General features: G+C 59.8%; 21 protein-coding genes. 14 read left to right on the top strand and 7 right to left on the bottom strand.

Features of this window, described 5'->3' with window-relative positions; genetic code table 11:
• Positions 1 to 118: 118 nt before the first annotated feature.
• The gene (locus HU730_RS24050; RefSeq protein ID WP_019817416.1) at positions 119 to 565 is read right to left on the bottom strand and encodes a response regulator; all 447 of its coding nucleotides are present in this window, start codon (positions 563 to 565) and stop codon (positions 119 to 121) included.
• A 402-nt stretch (positions 566 to 967) separates the two neighbouring features.
• A complete protein-coding gene (locus HU730_RS24045) occupies positions 968 to 1,432 on the bottom strand; it encodes a hypothetical protein (RefSeq protein ID WP_186527616.1) in 465 nt (154 codons plus the stop codon).
• Between the two features lie 286 nt (positions 1,433 to 1,718).
• On the opposite strand from HU730_RS24045, the gene HU730_RS24040 reads away from it, so the two are divergent.
• The 8 genes from HU730_RS24040 (at position 1,719) to HU730_RS24005 (ending at position 10,687) form a co-directional block, all read left to right on the top strand.
• On the top strand, positions 1,719 to 3,641 hold the full coding sequence (locus tag HU730_RS24040) for a putative nucleotidyltransferase substrate binding domain-containing protein (RefSeq protein ID WP_186527637.1): 1,923 nt from the start codon (positions 1,719 to 1,721) through the stop codon (positions 3,639 to 3,641).
• Positions 3,638 to 4,345 carry a 3'-5' exonuclease gene (locus HU730_RS24035; protein ID WP_034128859.1) on the top strand — a complete coding sequence of 236 codons (708 nt, stop codon included), beginning with the start codon at positions 3,638 to 3,640 and terminating at the stop codon, positions 4,343 to 4,345. Before HU730_RS24040 ends, HU730_RS24035 begins: the two co-directional genes overlap by 4 nt.
• A 148-nt stretch (positions 4,346 to 4,493) precedes the next feature.
• Positions 4,494 to 5,012, top strand: coding sequence for an RNA polymerase sigma factor (locus HU730_RS24030; protein WP_186527615.1), 519 nt, complete (start codon positions 4,494 to 4,496; stop codon positions 5,010 to 5,012).
• Positions 5,009 to 5,977: a FecR family protein gene (locus HU730_RS24025; RefSeq protein WP_186527614.1), complete on the top strand. Its 969-nt coding sequence runs from the start codon at positions 5,009 to 5,011 to the stop codon at positions 5,975 to 5,977. Before HU730_RS24030 ends, HU730_RS24025 begins: the two co-directional genes overlap by 4 nt.
• A 211-nt stretch (positions 5,978 to 6,188) precedes the next feature.
• Positions 6,189 to 8,618 (top strand): TonB-dependent siderophore receptor, encoded by a 2,430-nt coding sequence (locus HU730_RS24020; protein WP_060763987.1) that lies wholly within the window; start codon positions 6,189 to 6,191, stop codon positions 8,616 to 8,618.
• Positions 8,619 to 8,680: 62 nt separating this feature from the next.
• Entirely contained in the window at positions 8,681 to 9,784 is a 1,104-nt protein-coding gene (locus HU730_RS24015; protein WP_054920747.1) for a PepSY-associated TM helix domain-containing protein, read from the top strand.
• On the top strand, positions 9,781 to 9,951 hold the full coding sequence (locus HU730_RS24010; protein WP_087149549.1) for a hypothetical protein: 171 nt from the start codon (positions 9,781 to 9,783) through the stop codon (positions 9,949 to 9,951). The genes HU730_RS24015 and HU730_RS24010 overlap by 4 nt, the downstream gene beginning before the upstream one ends.
• A gap of 106 nt (positions 9,952 to 10,057) precedes the next feature.
• Positions 10,058 to 10,687, top strand: coding sequence for a glutathione S-transferase (locus tag HU730_RS24005; protein WP_060763984.1), 630 nt, complete (start codon positions 10,058 to 10,060; stop codon positions 10,685 to 10,687).
• A gap of 207 nt (positions 10,688 to 10,894) precedes the next feature.
• Here HU730_RS24005 and creD read toward each other — a convergent pair whose 3' ends face one another.
• The 4 genes from creD to HU730_RS23985 are packed head-to-tail and all read right to left on the bottom strand — an operon-like array spanning position 10,895 to position 14,912.
• Positions 10,895 to 12,244 (bottom strand): cell envelope integrity protein CreD, encoded by a 1,350-nt coding sequence (gene creD, locus HU730_RS24000; RefSeq protein WP_106117734.1) that lies wholly within the window; start codon positions 12,242 to 12,244, stop codon positions 10,895 to 10,897.
• Positions 12,245 to 12,295: 51 nt separating this feature from the next.
• A complete protein-coding gene (gene creC / locus HU730_RS23995; protein WP_060763980.1) occupies positions 12,296 to 13,735 on the bottom strand; it encodes a two-component system sensor histidine kinase CreC in 1,440 nt (479 codons plus the stop codon).
• Positions 13,735 to 14,403 carry a two-component system response regulator CreB gene (gene creB, locus HU730_RS23990; protein ID WP_060763981.1) on the bottom strand — a complete coding sequence of 223 codons (669 nt, stop codon included), beginning with the start codon at positions 14,401 to 14,403 and terminating at the stop codon, positions 13,735 to 13,737. Before creB ends, creC begins: the two co-directional genes overlap by 1 nt.
• 8 nt (positions 14,404 to 14,411) lie before the next feature.
• On the bottom strand, positions 14,412 to 14,912 hold the full coding sequence (locus HU730_RS23985; protein ID WP_014720226.1) for an ATP-dependent zinc protease: 501 nt from the start codon (positions 14,910 to 14,912) through the stop codon (positions 14,412 to 14,414).
• 171 nt (positions 14,913 to 15,083) lie between these two features.
• Here HU730_RS23985 and HU730_RS23980 point away from each other — a divergent pair, with 171 nt between their 5' ends.
• Positions 15,084 to 15,968: an acyltransferase gene (locus tag HU730_RS23980; protein WP_034128868.1), complete on the top strand. Its 885-nt coding sequence runs from the start codon at positions 15,084 to 15,086 to the stop codon at positions 15,966 to 15,968.
• On the opposite strand, the gene HU730_RS23975 is transcribed toward HU730_RS23980, so the two are convergent.
• A complete protein-coding gene (locus tag HU730_RS23975) occupies positions 15,965 to 16,537 on the bottom strand; it encodes a DUF2780 domain-containing protein (protein ID WP_054920759.1) in 573 nt (190 codons plus the stop codon). The two genes, HU730_RS23980 and HU730_RS23975, sit on opposite strands and share 4 nt — an antisense overlap.
• Positions 16,538 to 16,673: 136 nt before the next feature.
• Between HU730_RS23975 and HU730_RS23970 the strand changes: the two genes are divergently transcribed.
• From HU730_RS23970 to HU730_RS23950, 5 genes are all read left to right on the top strand, one after another.
• Positions 16,674 to 17,132, top strand: coding sequence for an anti-sigma factor (locus HU730_RS23970; RefSeq protein WP_034128870.1), 459 nt, complete (start codon positions 16,674 to 16,676; stop codon positions 17,130 to 17,132).
• Between the two features lie 325 nt (positions 17,133 to 17,457).
• Positions 17,458 to 17,820 carry a hypothetical protein gene (locus HU730_RS23965; protein ID WP_034128871.1) on the top strand — a complete coding sequence of 121 codons (363 nt, stop codon included), beginning with the start codon at positions 17,458 to 17,460 and terminating at the stop codon, positions 17,818 to 17,820.
• Between the two features lie 229 nt (positions 17,821 to 18,049).
• A complete protein-coding gene (locus HU730_RS23960) occupies positions 18,050 to 18,529 on the top strand; it encodes a hypothetical protein (RefSeq protein ID WP_034128872.1) in 480 nt (159 codons plus the stop codon).
• Between the two features lie 163 nt (positions 18,530 to 18,692).
• Positions 18,693 to 19,403: an ABC transporter ATP-binding protein gene (locus tag HU730_RS23955; RefSeq protein ID WP_186527613.1), complete on the top strand. Its 711-nt coding sequence runs from the start codon at positions 18,693 to 18,695 to the stop codon at positions 19,401 to 19,403.
• Entirely contained in the window at positions 19,403 to 20,602 is a 1,200-nt protein-coding gene (locus HU730_RS23950) for an ABC transporter permease (RefSeq protein WP_186527636.1), read from the top strand. The genes HU730_RS23955 and HU730_RS23950 overlap by 1 nt, the downstream gene beginning before the upstream one ends.

The following is a 20,602-nucleotide window of genomic DNA, read 5'->3' as shown; positions in this document are numbered from 1 at the left end:
TCAGTGTCAGTTAGACCGCGTTGCCTGAATCGCAGGCAAGCCAGCTCCCACAGGGGAATGCATTTCAAATGTGGGAGCCGGGCTTGCTCGCGAAGAGGCCAGGCCAGTCACCTCACACTCAGGGCACCATCCCCAACTCCCGCTTCACCAACTTCGCCAACTTCACGCTATCAATCGGCTTGAGCAAGAAATCCACCACGCTCAAATGCATCGCATCAATCACATCCGGCGCTTCCGCGTCTCCAGACATGATGATGATCGGCAACGCCGCACGGGTGGACTCACGCACCTGGCGGATCAATTCCAGGCCATTGCTGGGCGCCATGCGCAGGTCGGTAATCAGCAAACCGATGGAACTGCTCGTCTTCAACAAATCCCACGCAGCCTCGCCACTTTCGGCAGTCATGCAGCGAATACCATCGAGCCCAAGGATTTCCGCCAACAATTCACGCGCGTCCTTGTCGTCGTCCACGATCAAAACGCGTTGGGGGGGCAAATCGGGCTCCAGCATCACGGCGCTCAGCGCCTCGCGCTCGGCATCACTCAAAATATCGTGGTCGGACATACGTTTCTCAGCAGTTCTCATCAATCTCCCAGCACACTCGTCAGACATCTGCGGAAGGGCGAACAATGTGCACTTCGTCGGAAAGTTTGCCTAGTGGGCTTTCTACGGGTTTCGGACGATAGTCACGTAAGGTTTTTCCCTAGTGATCTGCACCGCCCATCTGACTGGAAGGCTGCACATTCCAGCAGGCGTGAACCGGATTTAAAAGCCAGCAAGAAAGCTGACTGAAGGGAAACCATCATGGGTGATGAAAATTTTCGGCTGGCGTGACGACGCAGGAGGGGAGTACGAAGGGCATAGACAGAAACTGCATTCATCTCTCAATATCAAAAGTGCCCATCAAGCAAAACACACTTCAGCAGGTACTGCGCTTGATAGACATTCACTGACGAAACACATCAATCAAGGCACGTCGCCAGTCGGGGTAAGCGAAAATTTGGCACCGACGTCATATACCCTACCGTTATACTGGATCTTAAATTCAGCATTCCCGCTAATATCTTTATTAGTCTCACGCTTAAACTCAACATGCCCACTTGTAGAGCCGGATGCTTGTCCACCTTGAAAAATCACCGCGTAGGGTTTGCTTGAGTTCATAACTAGATCATGCCGACCATCCTTAATTCCGATGGGCAATATGACCGCAAGCTGCTTAAAATCGGCACCCGTTCCCGTACTACCAAGCAGACTGATCGAGTCTTCGATAAGGGATGCATAAATGAGCTTTTCGGCAACAATCATGTCAGTCCCACTGGGGAGTGCAGGTTTAATAATTGCCTTAAAATACGTTTCGGTAGGTGAATGTGATCCAGCCGACAGGGGATTAAAATCCTTATCGAGATTCAATGCAGCATTGTCCTTACTCATAACAAACACCTCTCGGATAAAATTGAAAGCAACGAAAATCGGAACATCAACTTTAAAATAGCCACACTTTTTTTGCAGCGCAACTGCCGTAGTTAACAGTTGTGCTCGCCCCAATAATGTGTTCTCAGACACCGAGCGTTATAGTTGGAAGGTGTGCGACCTCGCAGTCTTGCCATGAAAGTATCGCTTGGACATTCCAGGTACCTAGACTTACGTCCAATGGGCACCCACCGCGCAGGAGTCGACCATGCAGCACGATAACGACAAAAACACTGCGGTCACTGTTATGAGTAAAGCTGATGCATTCGCACAGGCGGGTAAAACCGCTGTGTTGCAGAACATCCACGGCACCCTGCAATTCCTGCAACGCTTCCCGCCGTTCAACCAGATGGAACAGGCGCACCTGGCTTTCCTGGTGGAACAGTGCCAACTGCGTTTCTACGGCCCCGGCGACAGCATCCTCAAACCGTCGGGCGGCCCGGTCGAGCACTTTTATATCGTCAAGCAGGGCCGGGTCGTGGGTGAGCGTCCAGACTCGGCGGACACCACCTTTGAAATCGCCACCGGCGAATGCTTCCCCCTCGCCGCCTTGCTGGGTGAACGCGCGACCCGTACAGAACACAAAGCCGCTGAAGACACCTTCTGCCTGCAATTGAACAAACCGGCCTTTATCAAGCTGTTCGCGCTGTCCAGCCCGTTTCGTGATTTCGCTTTGCGCGGGGTCAGCAGCCTGCTCGACCAGGTCAACCAGCAGGTACAGCAAAAAGCCGTGGAAACCCTCGGCACCCAATACTCCTTGAATACCCGCCTGGGTGAATTGGCCATGCGCCACCCGGTCACCTGCAGCCCGCACACACCGTTGCGCGAAGCGGTGACCTTGATGCACGAACAGCAGGTCGGCAGCATTGTGATCGTCAACGAACACAAGGCACCCCTGGGCATCTTCACCCTGCGCGATCTGCGCCAGGTGGTCGCCGATGGCGCCAGCGACTTCAGCCAGAGCATTGCCGGGCACATGACCCAGGCGCCGTTTTACTTGAGCCCGGAGCACAGCGCTTTCGACGCAGCCATCGCCATGACCGAGCGGCATATCGCCCATGTGTGCCTGGTGCAAGACCAGCGCCTGTGTGGCGTGGTCTCCGAGCGTGACTTGTTTTCCTTGCAGCGTGTGGACCTGGTGCACCTGGCCCGCACCATCCGCAACGCGCCCCGGGTGGAAAACCTAGTGGCGATTCGCGGTGAAATCGGCCAGTTGGTGGAGCGCATGCTCGCCCATGGCGCCTCATCCACCCAGATCACCCACATCATTACGCTGCTCAACGACCACACCGTGTGCCGGGTGATCGAGCTGACCCTCGCGGAAAAAGGCGACCCCGGTGTGCCCTTCAGTTGGCTGTGTTTTGGCAGCGAAGGCCGCCGCGAACAAACGCTGTACACCGACCAGGACAACGGCATCCTGTTCGAGGCCAAGGACGCCGTCGAAGCCGCCGAAAGGCGTGAGCGCTTGCTACCGCTGGCGCAGCACATCAACCAAAGCCTGGCGCTGTGCGGCTTCAGCCTGTGCAAGGGCAATATCATGGCCGGCAACCCCGAGCTGTGCTTGTCCCGCGTGGAGTGGGCGCGGCGCTTCGGCGCGTTCATTCGTGAGGCGACGCCGGAAAACCTGCTGGGCTCAAGCATCTATTTTGACTTGCGCGTGGTGTGGGGCGAAGAGCGCGGTTGCGAGCAGCTGCGCCAGGGCATTCTCGATCAGGTGGCGGATAACCGCTTGTTCCAACGGATGCTAGCCGAAAATGCACTACTGCGACGCCCGCCGGTGGGGCGTTTCCGCGAGTTCGTGCTGACCCGCAAACATGGCGAAAAGGCCACCCTCGACCTCAAGGTGCAGGGCCTTACACCTTTTGTAGATGGCGCGCGCCTGTTAGCCCTGGCCAATGGCATCCACGCCAACAACACCCTGGAACGCCTGCGCCAGTTGGTGGACAAGGCCGTGATCGAACCCCTGGATGGCGCCGCCTATGAAGAGGCCTACCACTTTATCCAGCAGACCCGCATGCAGCAGCACCAATTGCAGACCCGCGAGAACCTGTCCTATTCCAACCGCGTCGACCCCGACAGCCTCAACCACCTGGATCGGCGCATCCTGCGTGAGTCCCTGCGCCAGGCCCAACGCCTGCAAAGCAGCCTGAGCTTGCGGTATCAGCTATGAGTTTGTTTGGCTGGCTGCGCGCCAAAAAACCTGGGCTCAACGCTGCGCAACAGCAGCGCCTGGAACAGTTACCCAAGCCCGCCGAACTGGGCAACGGCCCATTGCGCAGCCAGCGCTGGGTAGTGGTGGACCTGGAAACCAGCGGCCTGAACCTTCACCGCGACCAGGTGCTGTCCATCGGCGCCGTGGTCATCGAAGACGGTGCGGTGGATTTCTCTCAACTGTTCGAACGCACCCTGCAGCGCACCGACACCAAGCTCAGCCCCAGTGTGCTGATCCACGGGCTGGGGCCCAGTGCAATCGCCGCTGGCAGCGACCCGACCGAGGCGTTGCTGGATTTCATGGCGTTCGTGGGCGACAGTCCGCTGCTGGCCTTCCATGCGCCGTTTGATCAACACATGCTGTGCCGGGCGCTCAAGGACAGCCTGGGTTATCGCCTGGCCCATCCGTTCATGGATGTAGCAGACCTGGCCCCGCTGTTATGCCCAGAGGCCCATATCCGCGAAGCCGGGCTGGACGACTGGCTCAACCACTTCAGGCTACAGGCCGGCGAACGCCACCATGCCAGCGCCGATGCACTGGCGACGGCGGAGCTGATGTTGATCCTGTTCAGCCGGGCGCGGCAGCAACAGATCGATACGCCCCAGGCGCTGTATGAGCGTTTGGCCCAATGGAAACGACGCAAGCAGTCCCCTTCCCTTTAACGCTTCGCGCCCGACGCGGAGCATCGCGGGATGCATTCCTACGCAGAGCGCGGGAACGATCACCCGACAGACGCCAATTGCGCCCACCCTACGCCTCTGACACAATCGCGAATAATTCTCGTTAGTTTAAACCTCATTCGGTGATGCCTTGTCGTCGGTCCATACCCCACGCAGTGAGCTTGTTGGTGCGTTATATCGCGACCACCGTGGCTGGCTGTTGGCGTGGCTGCGACGTAACGTGGGGTGCCCAAGCCGCGCCGAAGACCTGAGCCAGGACACCTTCATGCGCCTGCTGGGCCGTGACGAGTTGCGCGAGCCCCGCGAACCGCGGGCGTTCCTGGTGGCCATCGCCAAGGGTTTGCTGTTCGACTATTTCCGACGTGCGGCCCTGGAACAGGCCTACCTCACCGAATTGATGCTGATCCCGGAAAGCGAACAGCTTTCGCCGGAAGCCCAGCAACTGATCCTCGAAGACCTCAAGGCCATCGACCGCCTGCTCGGCAAACTGTCGAGCAAGGCCCGCGCCGCGTTCCTCTATAACCGCCTCGACGGCCTGGGCCATGCCGAAATCGCCCAGCGCCTTGGCGTGTCGGTGCCCCGCGTGCGCCAATATCTGGCCCAGGGCATTCGCCAGTGCTACGTCGCACTGTATGGCGAGCCGTCGTGACTGCCATCGGCTCCAAACCGGTGTCGTCGCGCGTGCTGGATGCCGCGATTGCCTGGCAACTGTCCCTCGACTCGGGCGACGGCAGCGCGGTGGAACAGGAAGAGTTCAGCAAGTGGCTGGCCAGCGATGAGGAACACGCTCGCGCCTGGCGCCAGTTGGGCATGCTCGACCAGCGTTTCAGTGTGGCCTCGGGCCCGGCTCGGGCGGCGCTGCTGCAGTCGCGCTACGGCATTCGCCAGCGCGTGCGCAAGCTAGGCCGGGGCTTGGCCAGTATCGTGCTGGTGTGCGGCCTGGCGCTGTTTGCCGGTGAGCGTTACGTGCCTATTCACTATTGGCTGGCCGACCAGCGCACCGCCACCGGTGAACAGCGCACGCTGAAGCTGGCGGACGGCACGCGAATAAACCTCAACACCCACAGCGCCATTGATGTGCGCTTCGACGAAACACGCCGCTTGATCGTGTTGCAGGCAGGCGAAATTCTCGTCGAAACCGGCCACGACGATTCGCGCCCTTTCTACGTGCAAACCCGCGACGGCAGCCTGCGGGCGCTGGGTACCCGGTTTATCGTCAAGCGCGAAGACGACGCTACGCGCCTGAGTGTGTTGCAGTCTGCCGTGGCCGCCCAGCCCGAGGCGCTGCACCAGGAACAAGTGTTCAAGGCGGGCCAGCAAGTGCTGATGCGCGGCGACGGGCTCGGGCCACTGTTGGCCGTCACCCCCGCCACCGATGCCTGGACCCGCGGCATGCTGGTAGTGGACAACGCTCGGCTGGGGGATGTGATCGAGGAATTGGCGCGCTATCGCACCGGCTACCTGGGGGTGGATAAGAACGTGGCCGACCTGCGCATCACCGGCAGTTTCCCGCTGCGCGACACCACGTTGGCATTGAATGCGCTGTTGCCGACCTTGCCGGTGCAGATCGAGCAGCACACGCCGTGGTGGGTGACCGTCAAGGGTAAGCCTTAGGCTTGATCGTTCCCACGCTCCGCGTGGTAATGCAGCCCGGACGCTCTGCGTCCCAGGCCGTGACGCAGAGCGTCACACGAGGCGTTCCCACGCGGAGCTTGGGAACGATCACAGCACACCGCAAAAAATATTTTCACCCGGCCCTATCACTTTTCGATTCTCGCTCGGCACCTAGGCAATTGAGAAATATTTCCATTCAGGAGCCGCCCTTATGTCCCGCACGCTAGACACCTTGTTGCGCCCCAGCCTGTTAGCCATGGCGATCGCCCTCAGCGCCCCGCTCGCCAGCACCCCGCTGATCGCCGCCGAACAAGCCTCCAGCGTGCGCGCCTATAACCTGCCGGCTGCGCCCCTGGCCACCACCCTGAACCAGATCGCCAGCCAGGCCGGCCTGGCGCTGACCCTCAACCCCGCACTCGCCGCCGGCAAGACCTCGGCGCCGGTCAAAGGCCAGTTCGATGCGCAGGGCGCGTTGCGGGAAGCGTTGCGGGGGACGGGGTTGCAATTGGAGCAGAGCAGTGCGGGCACTTACACCCTGATGCCGGTCCCGGAAGGCGTCGTTGCCTTGCCGACCACCAACATCACCGGCCAAGGCAGCTATGAAAGCGCTTGGGGGCCGGTGGAGGGATATGTAGCAAAGCGCACCGCCGCCGGCACCAAAACCGATACCGCGCTGGTCGAGGCACCACGCTCGATCTCGGTAGCCACCCGCGAGCAAATGCAGGACCGTAACGTGCAGAACCTCGACGATGCGGTCAAATACATGCCCGGTATCGTGTCTGCCAGCTACGGCAGCGACACCCGTTACGACTGGATGCGCGTACGCGGCTTCGAGCCGACGCAATTCCTTGATGGCCTGCCACTGCCCCGTGGCGTGTACGCCAACCCGAAAGCCGAAACCTGGAACCTCGACCGCCTCGCCCTGCTGCGCGGTCCGGCCTCGTCAGTCTATGGCCAGACCCCTCCGGGCGGCCTGCTGGATATGGTCAGCCGCCGCCCCAGCGCTGAATCGAGCCACGCCATCCAGATGCAATACGGCAGTGACAACTACCGCCAGATCAATTTCGAAAGCACTGGCAAGATCGATGATGAGGGCCAGTTTCTATACAGCGTTGGCGGCGTGGTACGCGATGCCGGTACCCAGGTCGATCACATCGACAACAAGCGGTACAACATCGCACCGAGCTTGACCTGGAATATCGACACCGATACCAAGCTGACCTTGCTGTCACAGTTCACCCGTGACGATACCGGCACCACCAGCCAGTTCCTGCCGATCCAGGGCACCAAAATCAAATCACCGCTAGGCGAGGTTTCCCACCACAAGAACCTCGGCGACCCGGACTACGACTTCTACGACCGCACCTACTACGCATTGGGCTACGCGTTCGAGCACCGCTTCAACGATACCTGGCAATTCAAGCAGAACCTGCGCTACACCAAATCCGAATTGGCGTTCCAGCAACTGACGGTAGGCTCGTTTGCCTTCTCCCCCGCCGATGCCAATGGCGACATCAGCCGCTCTTCGACCAATGTGGACGAGGACATCAGCCAGTTCGCGGTGGACAACAACTTCCAGGCTGACTTCGCCACTGGCGACATCTCCCACACCGTGCTGCTGGGCCTGGATCATCAACGCACCGACACCTCGTACCTGGCGATTTTCGGCGACGGTGGCACCACGAACATCTTTAACCCGGTCTATGGCCAGCCGATCGTGCGCCCGGCGCGCTCCACCGCGTTCTACGATTACAACCAGAAAACCGTGCAGACCGGCCTTTACGTGCAGGACCAGATGGCCCTGGACAACTGGCGCCTGACTCTTGGTGGTCGTGAAGACTGGGTGCACCAGGGCACCACCTACTTCAACAAGAACGACGCGACCAATACCGACCGCAGCAAGAATTTCAGTGGCAATGCGGCGCTGAGCTATGTGTTCGACTCGGGCTTCGTCCCCTACCTCTCGTACGCCGAGTCGTTCCAGCCTGCGAGCAACGCCAGCGTCGACCCCCTCCAGTCGTTCAAGCCGACGGAAGGCAAGCAGTGGGAGTTGGGGATCAAATACCAGCCACCCGGCTCCAACACCCTGCTGAGTGCAGCGGTCTACGACCTGACCCAGAAGAACGTGCAAGTCACCAGCTTCCAGTCCGGTGGTGCCTCCGTGACCGACCAGACCGGAGAAGTAAAGGTCAAGGGACTGGAGCTGGAAGCCGTGTCTGATGTGACCGAAAACCTCAAGGTCATCGCGGCCTACACCCTGGCCAAGTCTGAGGTGCAAAAAGGTCAGTACAAAGGCAACCGCCTGCAACTGATGCCTAACCAGCAAGCGTCCTTGTGGACTGACTACACCTGGCACACCGGCGCCCTCGACGGTTTCGGTATCGGCTTCGGCGCCCGCTACACCGGCAACACCTACGGCGACCAGGCCAATACCTGGGCCGGCAAGGCCAACGCCTACACCGTCTTCGACGGCTCCGTGCATTACGACCTCGGTCGCCTGGACAACAGCCTCAAGGGAGCATCGGTGAAAGTGAACGCGACCAACCTGTTCAACAAAGACTACATTTCCACCTGTGATGGCTCCTATTGCTACTTCGGCGACCAACGCAGCGTCGTCGCCAGCGCCACCTACCAGTGGTAATCAGCTGAGCTAACCACCAGGCCGCCCAACAGGGCGGCTTTGGTGCATCTGAAGGCTAGACAATGAAAAGCAAAACCATCCGCCGCTGGTCCTTCATCCACACCTGGACCAGCCTGATCTGCACCGTATTCCTGCTGCTGCTCGCCCTCACCGGCCTGCCGTTGGTGTTTCACCACGAGATCGACCACCTGCTGGGCAATGAGCCCGAACTGGCGCAGATGCCTGCCGATACGCCCCGGCTCAACCTTGAGCAGCTTGTGGCCAAAGCCCAGGCCCACCGCCCCGGCGAGGCCATGCAGTACCTTGCCTGGGACGAAGACGACAACAACGGCGTGATCGCGATCATGGCGGCCACAGCCAGTACTGAGCCGAACTCGTCGCACACCTTCATGCTCGATGCCCGCACTGGCGAAACCGTCGAAATGCCGTCTGCCAATGGGGGCTTCACTCTGTTCCTGCTGCGCCTGCATGTGGATATGTTTGCCGGCCTGCCGGGCAAGTTGTTGCTGGCGTTCATGGGCCTTCTGTTTGTGCTGGCGATTATCTCGGGCACGGTGTTGTACCTGCCCTTCATGCGTCGCTTGAAGTTCGCCACGGTGCGCCAGGACAAGTCCACTCGCCTGCGCTGGCTCGACTTGCATAACCTGATCGGCGTGGTCACTTTGACCTGGGCGCTGGTAGTGGGGGTAACCGGCGTGATCAGCGCCTGCGCCGACTTGATCATCGCGGCGTGGCGCGAGGACAGCCTCAGCGCCATGATCGAACCCTACAAGAACGCCCCGCCGCTGACCCAGCGCGCGCCCGCCACAGAGCTGTTGAGCATTGCGGCCAAGGCCGCGCCGGGTATGGAACCGGACTTTATCGCCTTCCCCGGCACGCGTTTTTCCAGCGAACATCACTACGCCGTGTTCATGAAGGGCAGCACCCACCTGACCTCCCATTTGCTGACACCGGTGCTGATCGACGCCAGCACCCTGGCCGTCACCGCCATCGCCGAACGGCCGTGGTACATGGATGCCATGGGCATGTCCCAACCCCTGCATTTCGGTGATTACGGCGGCATGCCGATGAAGATTTTGTGGGCGGTGCTGGATGTGCTGACCATCATCGTATTGGTGAGCGGCATTTACTTATGGATCGTACGGCGCAAGGCGGCCAAGGTATGAAGCCACGGCAGTCGAATTTCTGGAAGGTCTTTGCCATACCGCTGGGGATTGGCCTGCTCAGTGCCGCCGGGTTGTTTGCGGCGTTGCTGGGCGATGGGTGGTGGGATTCGTTGAGTTGGATCGGGCTGGGCATACCCGCGGCCATTGCCGTCTACAAACTACTGTAGGAGCGAGCTTGCTCGCGAAAAACCTGAGAGCACCGCGTTAAACCAGGCGAGCTGCGTTATCGTTGGCGTTATTCGCGAGCAAGCTCGCTCCTACAGAGGAATGCCCATGTCCGCCCCCAGCATGACCTTGTTCCACAACCCCGCTTCGCCCTTCGTGCGTAAAGTGCGCGTGCTGCTGATCGAGACCGGCCAGCAGGATCGTGTGGCCCTGCACGCGTGCCTGCCCACGCCGGTCAACCCGGATGCCGAAGTGCTGCAAGGCAACCCCGTGGGCAAGATCCCGGCCCTGCGCCTGGCCGACGGTTCGGTATTGCATGACAGCCGGGTGATTCTCGATTACCTCGACCACCAGCATGTCGGCAACCCGCTGATCCCCCGCGACGGCTCGGCCCGCTGGCGGCGCCTGACCCTGGCCTCGATGGCTGACGGCATCATGGATGCCGCCGTGCTGGTACGTTACGAGACCGCCATGCGCCCGGTGGAGAAACACTGGGACCAATGGTTAGACGAACAGCGCAACAAGATCCGCCGCGCCCTCGCCGAACTGGAGCGGGACGCCATTGCCGAACTGGCCAGCCACTTCGACATCGCCGCCATCAGCGTGGCCTGTGCCCTGGGCTATATCGACTTTCGCCATCCGGATCTGCAATGGCGCACAGATAACCCCAAGCTCGCCGCCTGGTACGCCGAGGTCAGTCAGCGGCCTTCGATGCACCAGACACAGCCGCCGGGCTGACCAGCCCTCTGTAGGAGCGAGCTTGTTGTGGCGAGGGAGCTTGCTCCCGCTCGACAGCGCAGCTGGAGCCGGCTTTATCAGGGGCGCTTCGCACCCCAGCGCAAGCAAGCTTGCTCGCCACAACAAGCTCGCTCCTACAGTGAAAGGTGGCGTTGGTGAGGAAGTCGACCATCCTCGCTTTCATCTGCTGATCTTCGCGCAATCCGATCATTGCCCTTGCTCCACCTTGCGTTTACCCACCCCGTACCAATCCAGTTTGCGCGTCAGCACCATCACCGTACCCAGCAGGCCAAACAGCAACAACGAGCCCATCAACAGCGCGTAATCCTCGGCACTGAGCAACCCGTACAGCAAGCCATACAACGCCGCCAGCCCGGCCGAAAACCCCACGCCGTGGGCGACGCTACGCAGCACATGGCATACGTAGAAGCCGATCAACACCACACAGGCGCTGGCGGATATCAGGTAGGCCAGGGCAAAGCCCAGATGCTCGGACAACGACAACAGCAGCAGGTAGAAGAACGCCAGCGCCACGCCCACCAGGGCGTACTGGATAGGGTGCACCGCCAAACTCTTGAGCACCTCGAAGAGGAAGAAGCCGGCAAAGGTCAGGGCGATAAACAACAGCGCATATTTGATCGCCCGATCGCTCTTGAGGTACTGGTCTACCGGGTCGATGAAGTTCACCCCAAAGCTGCGGTTGCTGAAGTCTTCACAGCCTTGCCCGTCCAGGCAGTTCTGCAGGGCTTGTTCGAGGTTGGTGGAGAAGAATGTCGTCTGCCAATTGGCGCTGAAGCCCTGGTCGGTCACCTCACGTTGAGCCGGCAGGAAGTTGCCGACAAAGCTCGGGTGCGGCCAGTTGGACGCCAGTGATACCTGGCTGGTCTTGCCCACCGGCACCACTTGCAGTTGCTCGGTGCCTTGCAGGCGCAGGTCGAAGGCGAACTCCAGCACGGAGGGCTTCTTGCCGTCCTGCGCCGGCAGCGTCACATGCACGCCCTCGCCCAGCCAGTCGACTTGGGAGCCTGGCGAGAACTCCAGCCGCTGGTCACCCAGCTCCAGTTTCAGCGCGTTTTCAATACCCCGAATATCACTGATGCCCACCGCCAAAAACGCTGGTTCAAAGCGGTAGTCGGCGAAGTCTTCGGTGATCCCCAACTGCGCAGGCAAGTCGAAACGCCCGCTGATACGGTTGTCGGCGTGGAACAACCGCGCCTGATAGATGCCCCGTGAGCGCAGTTCGGTTTGCACCTTGCCGTCGAGCTCAAAACGGTCCGGCAGGAAATACAGACGGCCGCGTTCTTCACGGGTTTCTTCGTAGCGCTTGTTGAGCTTTTCATTGAGCTTCCACTCGCGCACGGTCTTGCGATACGGCACCACCATCACCGGCCCGGTGAGGCGCTGGGCAAAGCTTGAGCTGCGGGCAATGTCCATCAGTACGCCGTCGCGCAGTTGCTGACGGTCGCTGATGATGCCGTTGATCATCAACAATGGAATCAGCAACAGCAGGATCAGCAGCGCAATCGCGCCCAATTTGAAAAGCAGGTTGCGGTTCATGGGTCTCTCCCTGTTTTGATGGGGAGAGTCTGCCCAGTGGGTATGGGAGATTTATGTGGGCAATGTGGAGACTGTGTGGAGATGCAGCACCGCTTGCACGCCGCCCGGTACGTTGCCGATCTGCAACGAGCCGCCGTGCAGCTTCATCACCTCCTCGACAAAGTTGAGCCCCAGGCCCGTACTTTTGCGCCCGCTGGCCGGGCGCGGCAGCGAGTAGAAGCGCTCGCTCAGGCGCGGCAAGGCGTAATCGGGAATCGCCTCCGCCTGGTTGAACAGGCTGACCTGCACCTCGTTATGCCGCACCTGCGCGCTGAACCGCAGCGTGCCGCCGGGCGGAGTAAAGTCCAAGGCATTGTCCAGCAGGTTACCCAGGGCCTGGCGTAGCAGGAAAGGTTCGCCAAATACCTTCACATCAGCGGCAATCGCCTGCTCGACGTGCAAGCCGGCGCCTTCGACCCGCGCACATTGAGCCTTGAGCACATCCTCAACCAGGGCGGCCAAAGGAATGCTCGACTGCTCTTCCAGACCTTGTCGCTGCTCCACCTGGGCCAGGTTCAACAGGCGTTCGATCAACTGTTGCAGGCGCGCACTTTCGCTGTCGATATTGCCGACAAACCGCTGCTGCTGCTCGCGGCTCATGTCACCCTGCAACAGCTCTGCTGCACCGCGAATCGCCGCCAACGGGCTCTTCAGTTCATGGGTCAGCGTATGCACGTAGCGCTCTACGTAAGCCTTGCCTTCCAGCTGCGTGCGCATGTGTTCCACGGCGGTGGATAACTGCTTGAGCTCGCCGCCGCGATAATGCGGCAACTCGGCGCGGCGGCCCTCGCTCACAGCTTCGGCATAGGCGGTAAGGCGTCTGAGGGCCGCCGTCAGCCACCATGACAATAGCGCGCCCAGCAGCAGCCCCAGGGTGACCAGCCCGGCGCCGTACCACAGCAGGCGCCGCTCGGTGCGATCCACGTAGGGTTGCAACGAGCTGTTGGGCTTGGCCACCGTGACCACGCCGATGATCTGGCCGTTATCGCGAATCGGCGCCCCCACGTGCATCACCGATGAGGTGGGGTCGTCTGCATCGCTGCGGGTGGAGCGCGCACCGTATTCGCCGCGCAGGGTCAGGTACACGTCGTTCCATTTCGAATAGTCCTGGCCGACTGCTTCACCGCTGGAATCGAGCAATACCCTGCCTGTAGCGTCGGTCACGTAGATGCGATGGTTGACCTGGTTTTTCGGAAGCCCCCAGATCACCGCACCCGGCTGACGGTTGCCATAGGCCTTGAGCAGCTTTGGCCAATGGCTCTGGCCGAGGGTGCCGTTTTTAACGTCTGCACGCAGGATTTCAGCCAGCAGGTTGGCGGTGTCCACCAATGTTTCTTCGGTGGACTGGCGCACGCCGGGGCGGATTTCCTTCATCACGGTGTTGAGCACGAAGTAGCCGGTCAGGCCGATAAACAGCGCATACACCAGGAAAATCCGCAGCCCAAGACGCATCAGCTGTGGCTCGGGCTGTAGCTATAGCCGAGGCCACGATGGGTCTGGATCGGCTCGGCATCCGCCGCCACACTCCTGAGTTTGCTGCGCACACTCTTGATATGGCTGTCGATATTGCGCTCGTAACCGGCATCAACGGGTACGCCCACCGCGTCCAGCAGTTGCTCGCGGCTGAACACGCGCTCGGGTTGGTCCAGCAGACTTTGCAGCAGGCGGAACTCATGCCGCGTGAGGCTCAAGGGTTGGCCGCGATAAAGAATCTGCATGCGTTCCAGATCCACTTGGAACAGGGTTGGCGCCACACACGGGCCGACCCGCTTGAGAATCGCCCTGACCCTCGCCGCCACTTCCCGCGGGCTGAAAGGCTTGACCACATAATCGTCGGCACCGATCTCCAGCCCTACCACCCGGTCGATCTCCGCATCCCGGGCACTGAGGAACATCACCGGCACTTCGCTGAAGCGGCGCAATTGCTTGCAGGTTTCAAAGCCGGTGATGTCCGGCAGGCCGATGTCGAGGATGACCAGGTCGGCCGGGGTCTGGCGCTGATGCTCCAGCGCCGCCTGGCCGAGCGTCAGCCAGGTGGTGGTGAAGCCTTCGCCTTGCAGGGCAAAGATCAGCGTGTCGGCTATCGCCGCTTCGTCTTCGACAATCAGGATGTGCGGCATGGGCTCAATCAGCAGTCCGGTTTGTCGGCAGTGTAGCGACGTGCCGGGTTTACCGCAGCGCCAAATTCACGCAGGGCCTTGGCGCCGATCAGCAGCGGGTAGTTGAAGCTGCTGCGGTCGGTGAGGTTGACCTCGACGGTGCGCTTGACGTCGCCCAGGCACATCTCCAGATCGATCACCGGGCGCTTGGCCACACTGGCTTCGTCCTTGTCATCATCTTCGTCGGCGCGGCTCTTGATCTTGCTGATGCGCGATACCTTGTGCTCATAGACCTTGTTACCCGCGTCTTCACCGCCGAGGCGGAAGCGCACCCAGTCATCGCCGTCGCGCTGAAAGGTTTCGATGTCGCGCGCCGACAGCGAGGCAGTCAGCGCGCCGGTGTCCATCTTGGCCTTGAACGTCTGGCCGATCTCCGGCAACTGGATGTATTCGTAGCGACCGTAAAGGGTCGGTTCGGCGGCCATGACAGGCACAGCAACCAGGGCGAACGCGGCAAGGAGCAATTTCACGGCAGGATTTCCTCGAAAGAAGTGGGCGGAGTCTAGACCGCAAACACAGCACTTAGTTGGATGACCGAGCATATCGCGCACAGTGTGAAACATTCGTCGGGCAATTTGCGATTTGGCCTCTAGACTCACCTTGCTTATCATGGCCCGCCCACAGAATTCCAAGAGTTGCTTATGCGCCGCCTGCTCACCGGCTGTCTGGTTACACTGCTGCTGTTATTCAACACGCTGATCCTGATCGGCCCCTTGATGGTCTTCGCCCTGCTCAAGCTGGTGGCGCCAGGGCGCTCGCGTGACTATGCCTCATGGGCGGTGATGTGGATCGCCGAAACCTGGGCCGAGATCGACAAGCTGATCTTCGCCGCGTGCATCCCCACCCAATGGGATATTCGCGGTGGCGAAGACCTGCGCGGCGATACCTCTTACCTGGTGATCAGCAACCACCAATCCTGGGTCGATATTCCCGCGCTGATCCAGGCATTGAACCGGCGCACGCCGTTCTTCAAGTTCTTCCTGAAAAAAGAACTGATCTGGGTGCCCTTCCTCGGCCTGGCCTGGTGGGCGCTGGATTACCCCTTTATGAAACGCTACACCAAGGCGTTCCTGGCCAAGCACCCGGAGCTGGCGGGGCAGGATTTGAAGATCACCAAAGAGGCCTGCGAGCTGTTCAAGCGCCAGCCGGTCACGGTGGTCAATTACCTGGAGGGCACGCGGTTCAACGAGGCCAAGCGCAAGCAGCAGGCGTCACCGTTTACCCGATTGCTCAAGCCCAAGGCGGGCGGCGTGGCATTTGTGCTCGCGGCGATGGGCGAACAACTGGACGCGATCCTCGACGTGACCGTGGTGTATCCGCAGCAAAAGATTCCGGGGTTCTGGGACTTGATCAGCGGCGCAGTGCCGAAGGTGATCGTGGATATCCGTACCCGCGAACTGGACCCGGCGTTGTGGCAAGGGGATTACGAGAACGATCCGGCGTTTCGCCAGACCGTCCAGAACTGGGTCAACCAGCTCTGGATGGAAAAGGATGCGCGCATCGAACAACTGCGCCAAGAGCCTTAGCTGCCGGTACCCCAGGCCTGAGCCAATTTGCCCAGCACGGAACTGCTGGCCCCCTCGCCGCCCAGGTATTTCAGGATCACCGGGGCAAACTGGCCGACCATGCCGCTGTCCATGCCCAATGCGCTGAAGGCGGTGTTCAAGTCATTGGTGCTTTTCACGTTGCCCAACAGGCCGTCCAGGCCGCTGGTCTTGCTGCCACCGGTTTGGCCGAGCATCCCGCTCAAGGCACCGAGGCTGCCCAATGCGTTATCACCCGACAGCTTGTCGAGGCCCGGCACACTGTTACTCAGCTGCGAGAAGTCATTGCCGCTCAGTTTGTTCTTGGCCAGACCCAGCATGGCGCCCGTGCCGCCCACTGCTTGCTCGGGGGTGATGTTCAGTTGCGAGGTCAAGGCCGTCAGCAGGTCGGCCGTCTCCGAGGTGGGCGCGGCGGCGGCAGCCTTGTTGTTGCCACCCTGCATGCCGGAAATGGCATTGGCTGCATCGCCAAGGCTGAAACCTGCGGCGAACACCGGGCCGGCGGCCACGGTCAACAGGCAGGACAGGGCAAAACCGCGTGAAATCTTCATCGAAACAACCTCTGGGTATAGGGGTAAACGCAGGCGTTGGACTGGGTATCCCGTCGGTTGTTCCGGAGCCCCTGAGGAACCCATCGGGGATAAGCGGGTCCATGAACTGACTACAAAATTTGTCGAGAAGAGACTTATGACTGCGATCCAACCCCCAGTGATTGAGCACAAGCCTGCGTTCTGGAGCCGCCCTCGCCTGTTCATCGGCGCCTGCGTGGTGGTGGTTGCCGGTATCGGCGGCGCGCTCTACACCCAGGACAGCGTCAAATCCGCGGCGACATTGGTGACCACGACCCAGCAGCCAGCCGCACAAATCATGGCCCACAAGGATTACCTGGAAGTCCAGCCGATTGCCTCCACGGCGCCTGCACCGGACCAAAGCCTTGAACTCTGGGCGATTCCCAAAGACGGCACTCCGGTATCCCTTGGCCTGCTGCCGGAGGATGGCAAAGGCATCATCGGCCTGAATCCGCGCCAGCAAGAAAGCATCAGCAAGCCGGTGGAGCTGATGGTGAGTTCGGAAACCAAGGGTGGCTCGGTGAGCAAGCAACCGACAGGGCCGACCGTCTACCAAGGCGCCCTGGCCACGCGCTAATCACCGGCTGACACTCGGTTTAAATGTAGGAGTGGGCTTGCCCTGATGCCGATCCGTTAAGCGAACGCAATGTTCAAAGCAACAAAGATCAAATGTGGGAACTGGCTTGCCTGCGAAAGCGATAATGCAGTGACTGACACATCGCCTTCGCGGGCGAGCCTGCTCCCAGAGATGGTCTCATTTGCAGACTCACCGGCCGACCCGTTGCATGTCCCGTAACCTGCTGTAGCAGCTTCCAAGGAACCTAACCCGTGTAACGCCCCACCCAGATCGGCCTCCCAACGCAGAGCAGGGAGGACTACCTCGTGGACAAGGAGTTATAACGATGATCGGATGGGTACCTAATCTCTTTTCCCTAGTCACCGCCTACAACCTGCCAGCCCGCAACGCGGCCGTCGACACGGGCCAATGCCCTGCCGTCAGCGACATCCATTCAAAACCCTACACAGACCCCGACCTGCCGCCGCCCTATGGCGAGGGCTATCAGTATTCAGCCCAAACCCAAGGCAAAACATGGACGGGGCAAACCGCCGGGACCAACGATGATTTTCTGGACCCGGAATACGCACTGCAGGCAGAAGCCATCAACGTGCGCGACGGTAAGGTGCACTGTGATTACGGTGGAAAACGTTTGATAAAAAACGGTGAGGTGGCCGATCCCTATTTGCGGTTGACGGCGCTTAAGTGATGCAAAGGGCGACTCGAAGGTCGCCCTTTGTTTGCTTGCGCATCAACTGGCAGTTTCCAAAGAACCTGTAGAAGCGGGTTTGCTGGAAATAGCAAACCTCAGACAAGTCCTACTTAACTAACAATAGAAAACTATCAGACTGCAGCCAACCCGTTCTAACAACAACCAAGCCACGGGCCAGGCCCCTCACGAAGTGCCGAAAACAGCAATGAATTTTTCGGAGAACGACATGTTTAAATCCTTCTTAAAACCCGGACTACTTGCAATTGCGCTGTTCGGCCTTCCGGCCGTTGCAAGTGCGAGCGGGTTAGCGAGCGCTATCGGCACCATCACTGTTCCGATTGGAAATTCTTTCTCAAATCAAGCTGTCACTGAATCAGCATTTTCTCGTTCATGCAGCACCGGGAATTTTGTCGGCTACGTTCAAGGCGTTATTGCCGGTAGCGGAAGTACCATACATTACGTGCGCGTAGACAAGTACCGAATTGTGAAAACCGACGGGCACACCGACAGAAGCAAAGCCAATGTCAATATCAAGACCGTCAGCCGAAATGAAACCCGCGTGACAAAGTCAGCAGATGCCATGAAGCAGGACAGGCAATGGCATGATTTGAAAATGGCCAACTATAACCCCGGTTTGCGAAGTGCAGAAATTGAGATGATATTTGATAAGTCCGGGTCCGACCCTAGATGCTTTATATCGATCTAAGCCGCTGATTGTTCGCCGCTGGTGCTCTTGCATTTACAAAAGCACCGGCGTCAGGCACCTAGCCCAATGAAAAGACAACTCGCACACGGTTTTTTGTTTGCATGCGAACAGTCAAATACATTGTCGCGATCCCGCCTCCTTTATCGAACATCCTGAACTTCAAATGCTCGTGATTCCTGCCCCCCCGCTCGCCCTCTCGCTGCAGGGCGTATGCAAGCATTATCAACTTGCCAAACAGCCCATCTCAATTCTTGAGAACATAAACTTGCAGATATACGCAGGTGACCACTGTGCCGTGCTTGGCACTTCGGGCTCAGGTAAGAGCACATTACTTAACATACTCGGCCTCTTGGACCGGGCTGATGAAGGGCGGTATGAGTTTTACGGACACGACACATCCAAGGCGACACCGGATCAACTGGCCGTGTTACGCAACCGACACCTAGGTTTCATCTACCAGAACTTCAACCTGATGCCACGCCTCAGCGCACTGGACAACGTCGCCTTGCCTCTCTCCTACCGTGGCCTTGGCCGGCGAGTAGCCCTGCAGCGTGCCATGCACAGACTCGACCAGGTCGGCCTCAGCCACCGGGCACATCACCTCCCCGCCGATCTGTCTGGCGGCCAACGACAGCGAGTCGCAATTGCGCGAGCTCTCGTGGGGGAGCCTTCCCTGATTCTCGCGGACGAGCCCACTGGCAATCTGGACAGCCGCACGGCAAACGACATTCTGGAATTGTTGCTGGCAATCAATCGTGAGCACCGCGTCACGCTGATTGTCGTCACCCATGATTTAGACATCGCCGCGCGCCTGGACAGACAACTCTTCGTTCAGGACCGAACCCTGCGTGAGCACGAACCGTGTCAGAACTGATGAGCGGCGGGAGCCAAACTTTTCGCGACCTGATACATGACGTCAGAACAAACCTGCGGACCTTGGGCAAACGCGCAGTGCTCACCCTTCTCGGCGTCGTCATGGGGAGCTGCTCGGTGGTCGCCCTCATCAATATCGGTCACAACGCCGCCGAAGAAGCCGCTGCAATCTTCCAGGGAATGGGTGTCGATACACTAGTTGCACAGGTTTCAAATGCCGCAGATACGAGGCAAACCTCGCCGCTGCCCGCAGGCATTACTCAACTGCGCAATAAAGTCCCTGATTTAGTGAACATTGCACCCGTTGCCCTGATGGGCAACTCAGTGACGTTCAAGGGGCGCGACATTTCTATCCAACTGATCGGCTCAACGCCCCCACTGAAACAGGCGTTGGGCTTGGAAGTGCATGAAGGGCGTTTTCTGAGCGAATTCGATGACCAAGCCACTCATGCAGTGATAGGCCGCCAGCTCGCCGATGAACTCTCCAGCGCTGGCACGCCGGTGCGCATAGGCGACACACTACGAGTGCAACATGCACTGTTCCAAGTCATAGGCGTTCTGCATCCACGGTTTGCGTCGGCGATTGCTCCGTTCGACCCCAACACCTCCATGTTTATTCCACTGCAAGGTGTCAGCCGACTACAAGCTTGGGCGCCAGTCACCCACGTTTTCGCACGTGCTCCGGGCGCGCGTCCTATGGGTAGCGTGGCGTCCGACTTCAAACACGGATTAAGACAGCTATTTCCCGGCCAGGACATCGACGTTCTGGTCCCCCAGCAGATCATCGACGGCCTGTCCCAACAGAATCGAACCTTCACCTATCTGCTAGCCGCCCTCGCTGGCATTTCGCTTATCACCAGTGGTGTCGGGGTGATGAACGTCATGCTGATGAGCATCGCGCAACGGCGTCGAGAAATCGGTTTGCGCATGGCCATGGGCGCTCGTCCCCGCGATATCCGCAACCTGTTCATGATCGAAGCTCTGACCATGACCACCTTGGGAGCACTTACCGGAGCCATCCTGGGCGTCGGCTTGGCCCTCATTTATGCCCGTGTATCGGGATGGAGCTTCGCGCTGTCGCCAATGTCGGTGCCGTTGGGCATTGGCAGCGCGATAGTAGTCGGTATGTTTTTTGGGCTTTACCCCGCCCTTTCCGCCTCGCGGCTACAACCTGTGGAAGCGCTGCGTGAAGACGAGTAG

Source organism: Pseudomonas sp. SWRI22, from assembly GCF_014268395.2.
Taxonomy (GTDB): domain Bacteria; phylum Pseudomonadota; class Gammaproteobacteria; order Pseudomonadales; family Pseudomonadaceae; genus Aquipseudomonas; species Aquipseudomonas paracarnis.
This window is presented reverse-complemented; position numbering and strand designations above follow the sequence as displayed.

Bases quoted from the DNA above. Each gene is read 5' to 3' on its own strand.
- HU730_RS23950 (WP_186527636.1), top strand. From the start codon at position 19,403: ATGAGCGGCGGGAGCCAAACTTTTCGCGACCTGATACATGACGTCAGA.
- HU730_RS24020 (WP_060763987.1), top strand. From the start codon at position 6,189: ATGTCCCGCACGCTAGACACCTTGTTGCGCCCCAGCCTGTTAGCCATG.
- HU730_RS23970 (WP_034128870.1), top strand. From the start codon at position 16,674: ATGACTGCGATCCAACCCCCAGTGATTGAGCACAAGCCTGCGTTCTGG.
- HU730_RS24035 (WP_034128859.1), top strand. From the start codon at position 3,638: ATGAGTTTGTTTGGCTGGCTGCGCGCCAAAAAACCTGGGCTCAACGCT.
- HU730_RS23975 (WP_054920759.1), bottom strand. From the start codon at position 16,537: ATGAAGATTTCACGCGGTTTTGCCCTGTCCTGCCTGTTGACCGTGGCC.
- HU730_RS23980 (WP_034128868.1), top strand. From the start codon at position 15,084: ATGCGCCGCCTGCTCACCGGCTGTCTGGTTACACTGCTGCTGTTATTC.
- creC (WP_060763980.1), bottom strand. From the start codon at position 13,735: ATGCGTCTTGGGCTGCGGATTTTCCTGGTGTATGCGCTGTTTATCGGC.
- HU730_RS24050 (WP_019817416.1), bottom strand. From the start codon at position 565: ATGTCCGACCACGATATTTTGAGTGATGCCGAGCGCGAGGCGCTGAGC.
- HU730_RS24005 (WP_060763984.1), top strand. From the start codon at position 10,058: ATGTCCGCCCCCAGCATGACCTTGTTCCACAACCCCGCTTCGCCCTTC.
- HU730_RS23960 (WP_034128872.1), top strand. From the start codon at position 18,050: ATGTTTAAATCCTTCTTAAAACCCGGACTACTTGCAATTGCGCTGTTC.
- HU730_RS24010 (WP_087149549.1), top strand. From the start codon at position 9,781: ATGAAGCCACGGCAGTCGAATTTCTGGAAGGTCTTTGCCATACCGCTG.
- creB (WP_060763981.1), bottom strand. From the start codon at position 14,403: ATGCCGCACATCCTGATTGTCGAAGACGAAGCGGCGATAGCCGACACG.
- creD (WP_106117734.1), bottom strand. From the start codon at position 12,244: ATGAACCGCAACCTGCTTTTCAAATTGGGCGCGATTGCGCTGCTGATC.
- HU730_RS24040 (WP_186527637.1), top strand. From the start codon at position 1,719: ATGAGTAAAGCTGATGCATTCGCACAGGCGGGTAAAACCGCTGTGTTG.
- HU730_RS23965 (WP_034128871.1), top strand. From the start codon at position 17,458: ATGATCGGATGGGTACCTAATCTCTTTTCCCTAGTCACCGCCTACAAC.
- HU730_RS23955 (WP_186527613.1), top strand. From the start codon at position 18,693: ATGCTCGTGATTCCTGCCCCCCCGCTCGCCCTCTCGCTGCAGGGCGTA.
- HU730_RS24045 (WP_186527616.1), bottom strand. From the start codon at position 1,432: ATGAGTAAGGACAATGCTGCATTGAATCTCGATAAGGATTTTAATCCC.
- HU730_RS24015 (WP_054920747.1), top strand. From the start codon at position 8,681: ATGAAAAGCAAAACCATCCGCCGCTGGTCCTTCATCCACACCTGGACC.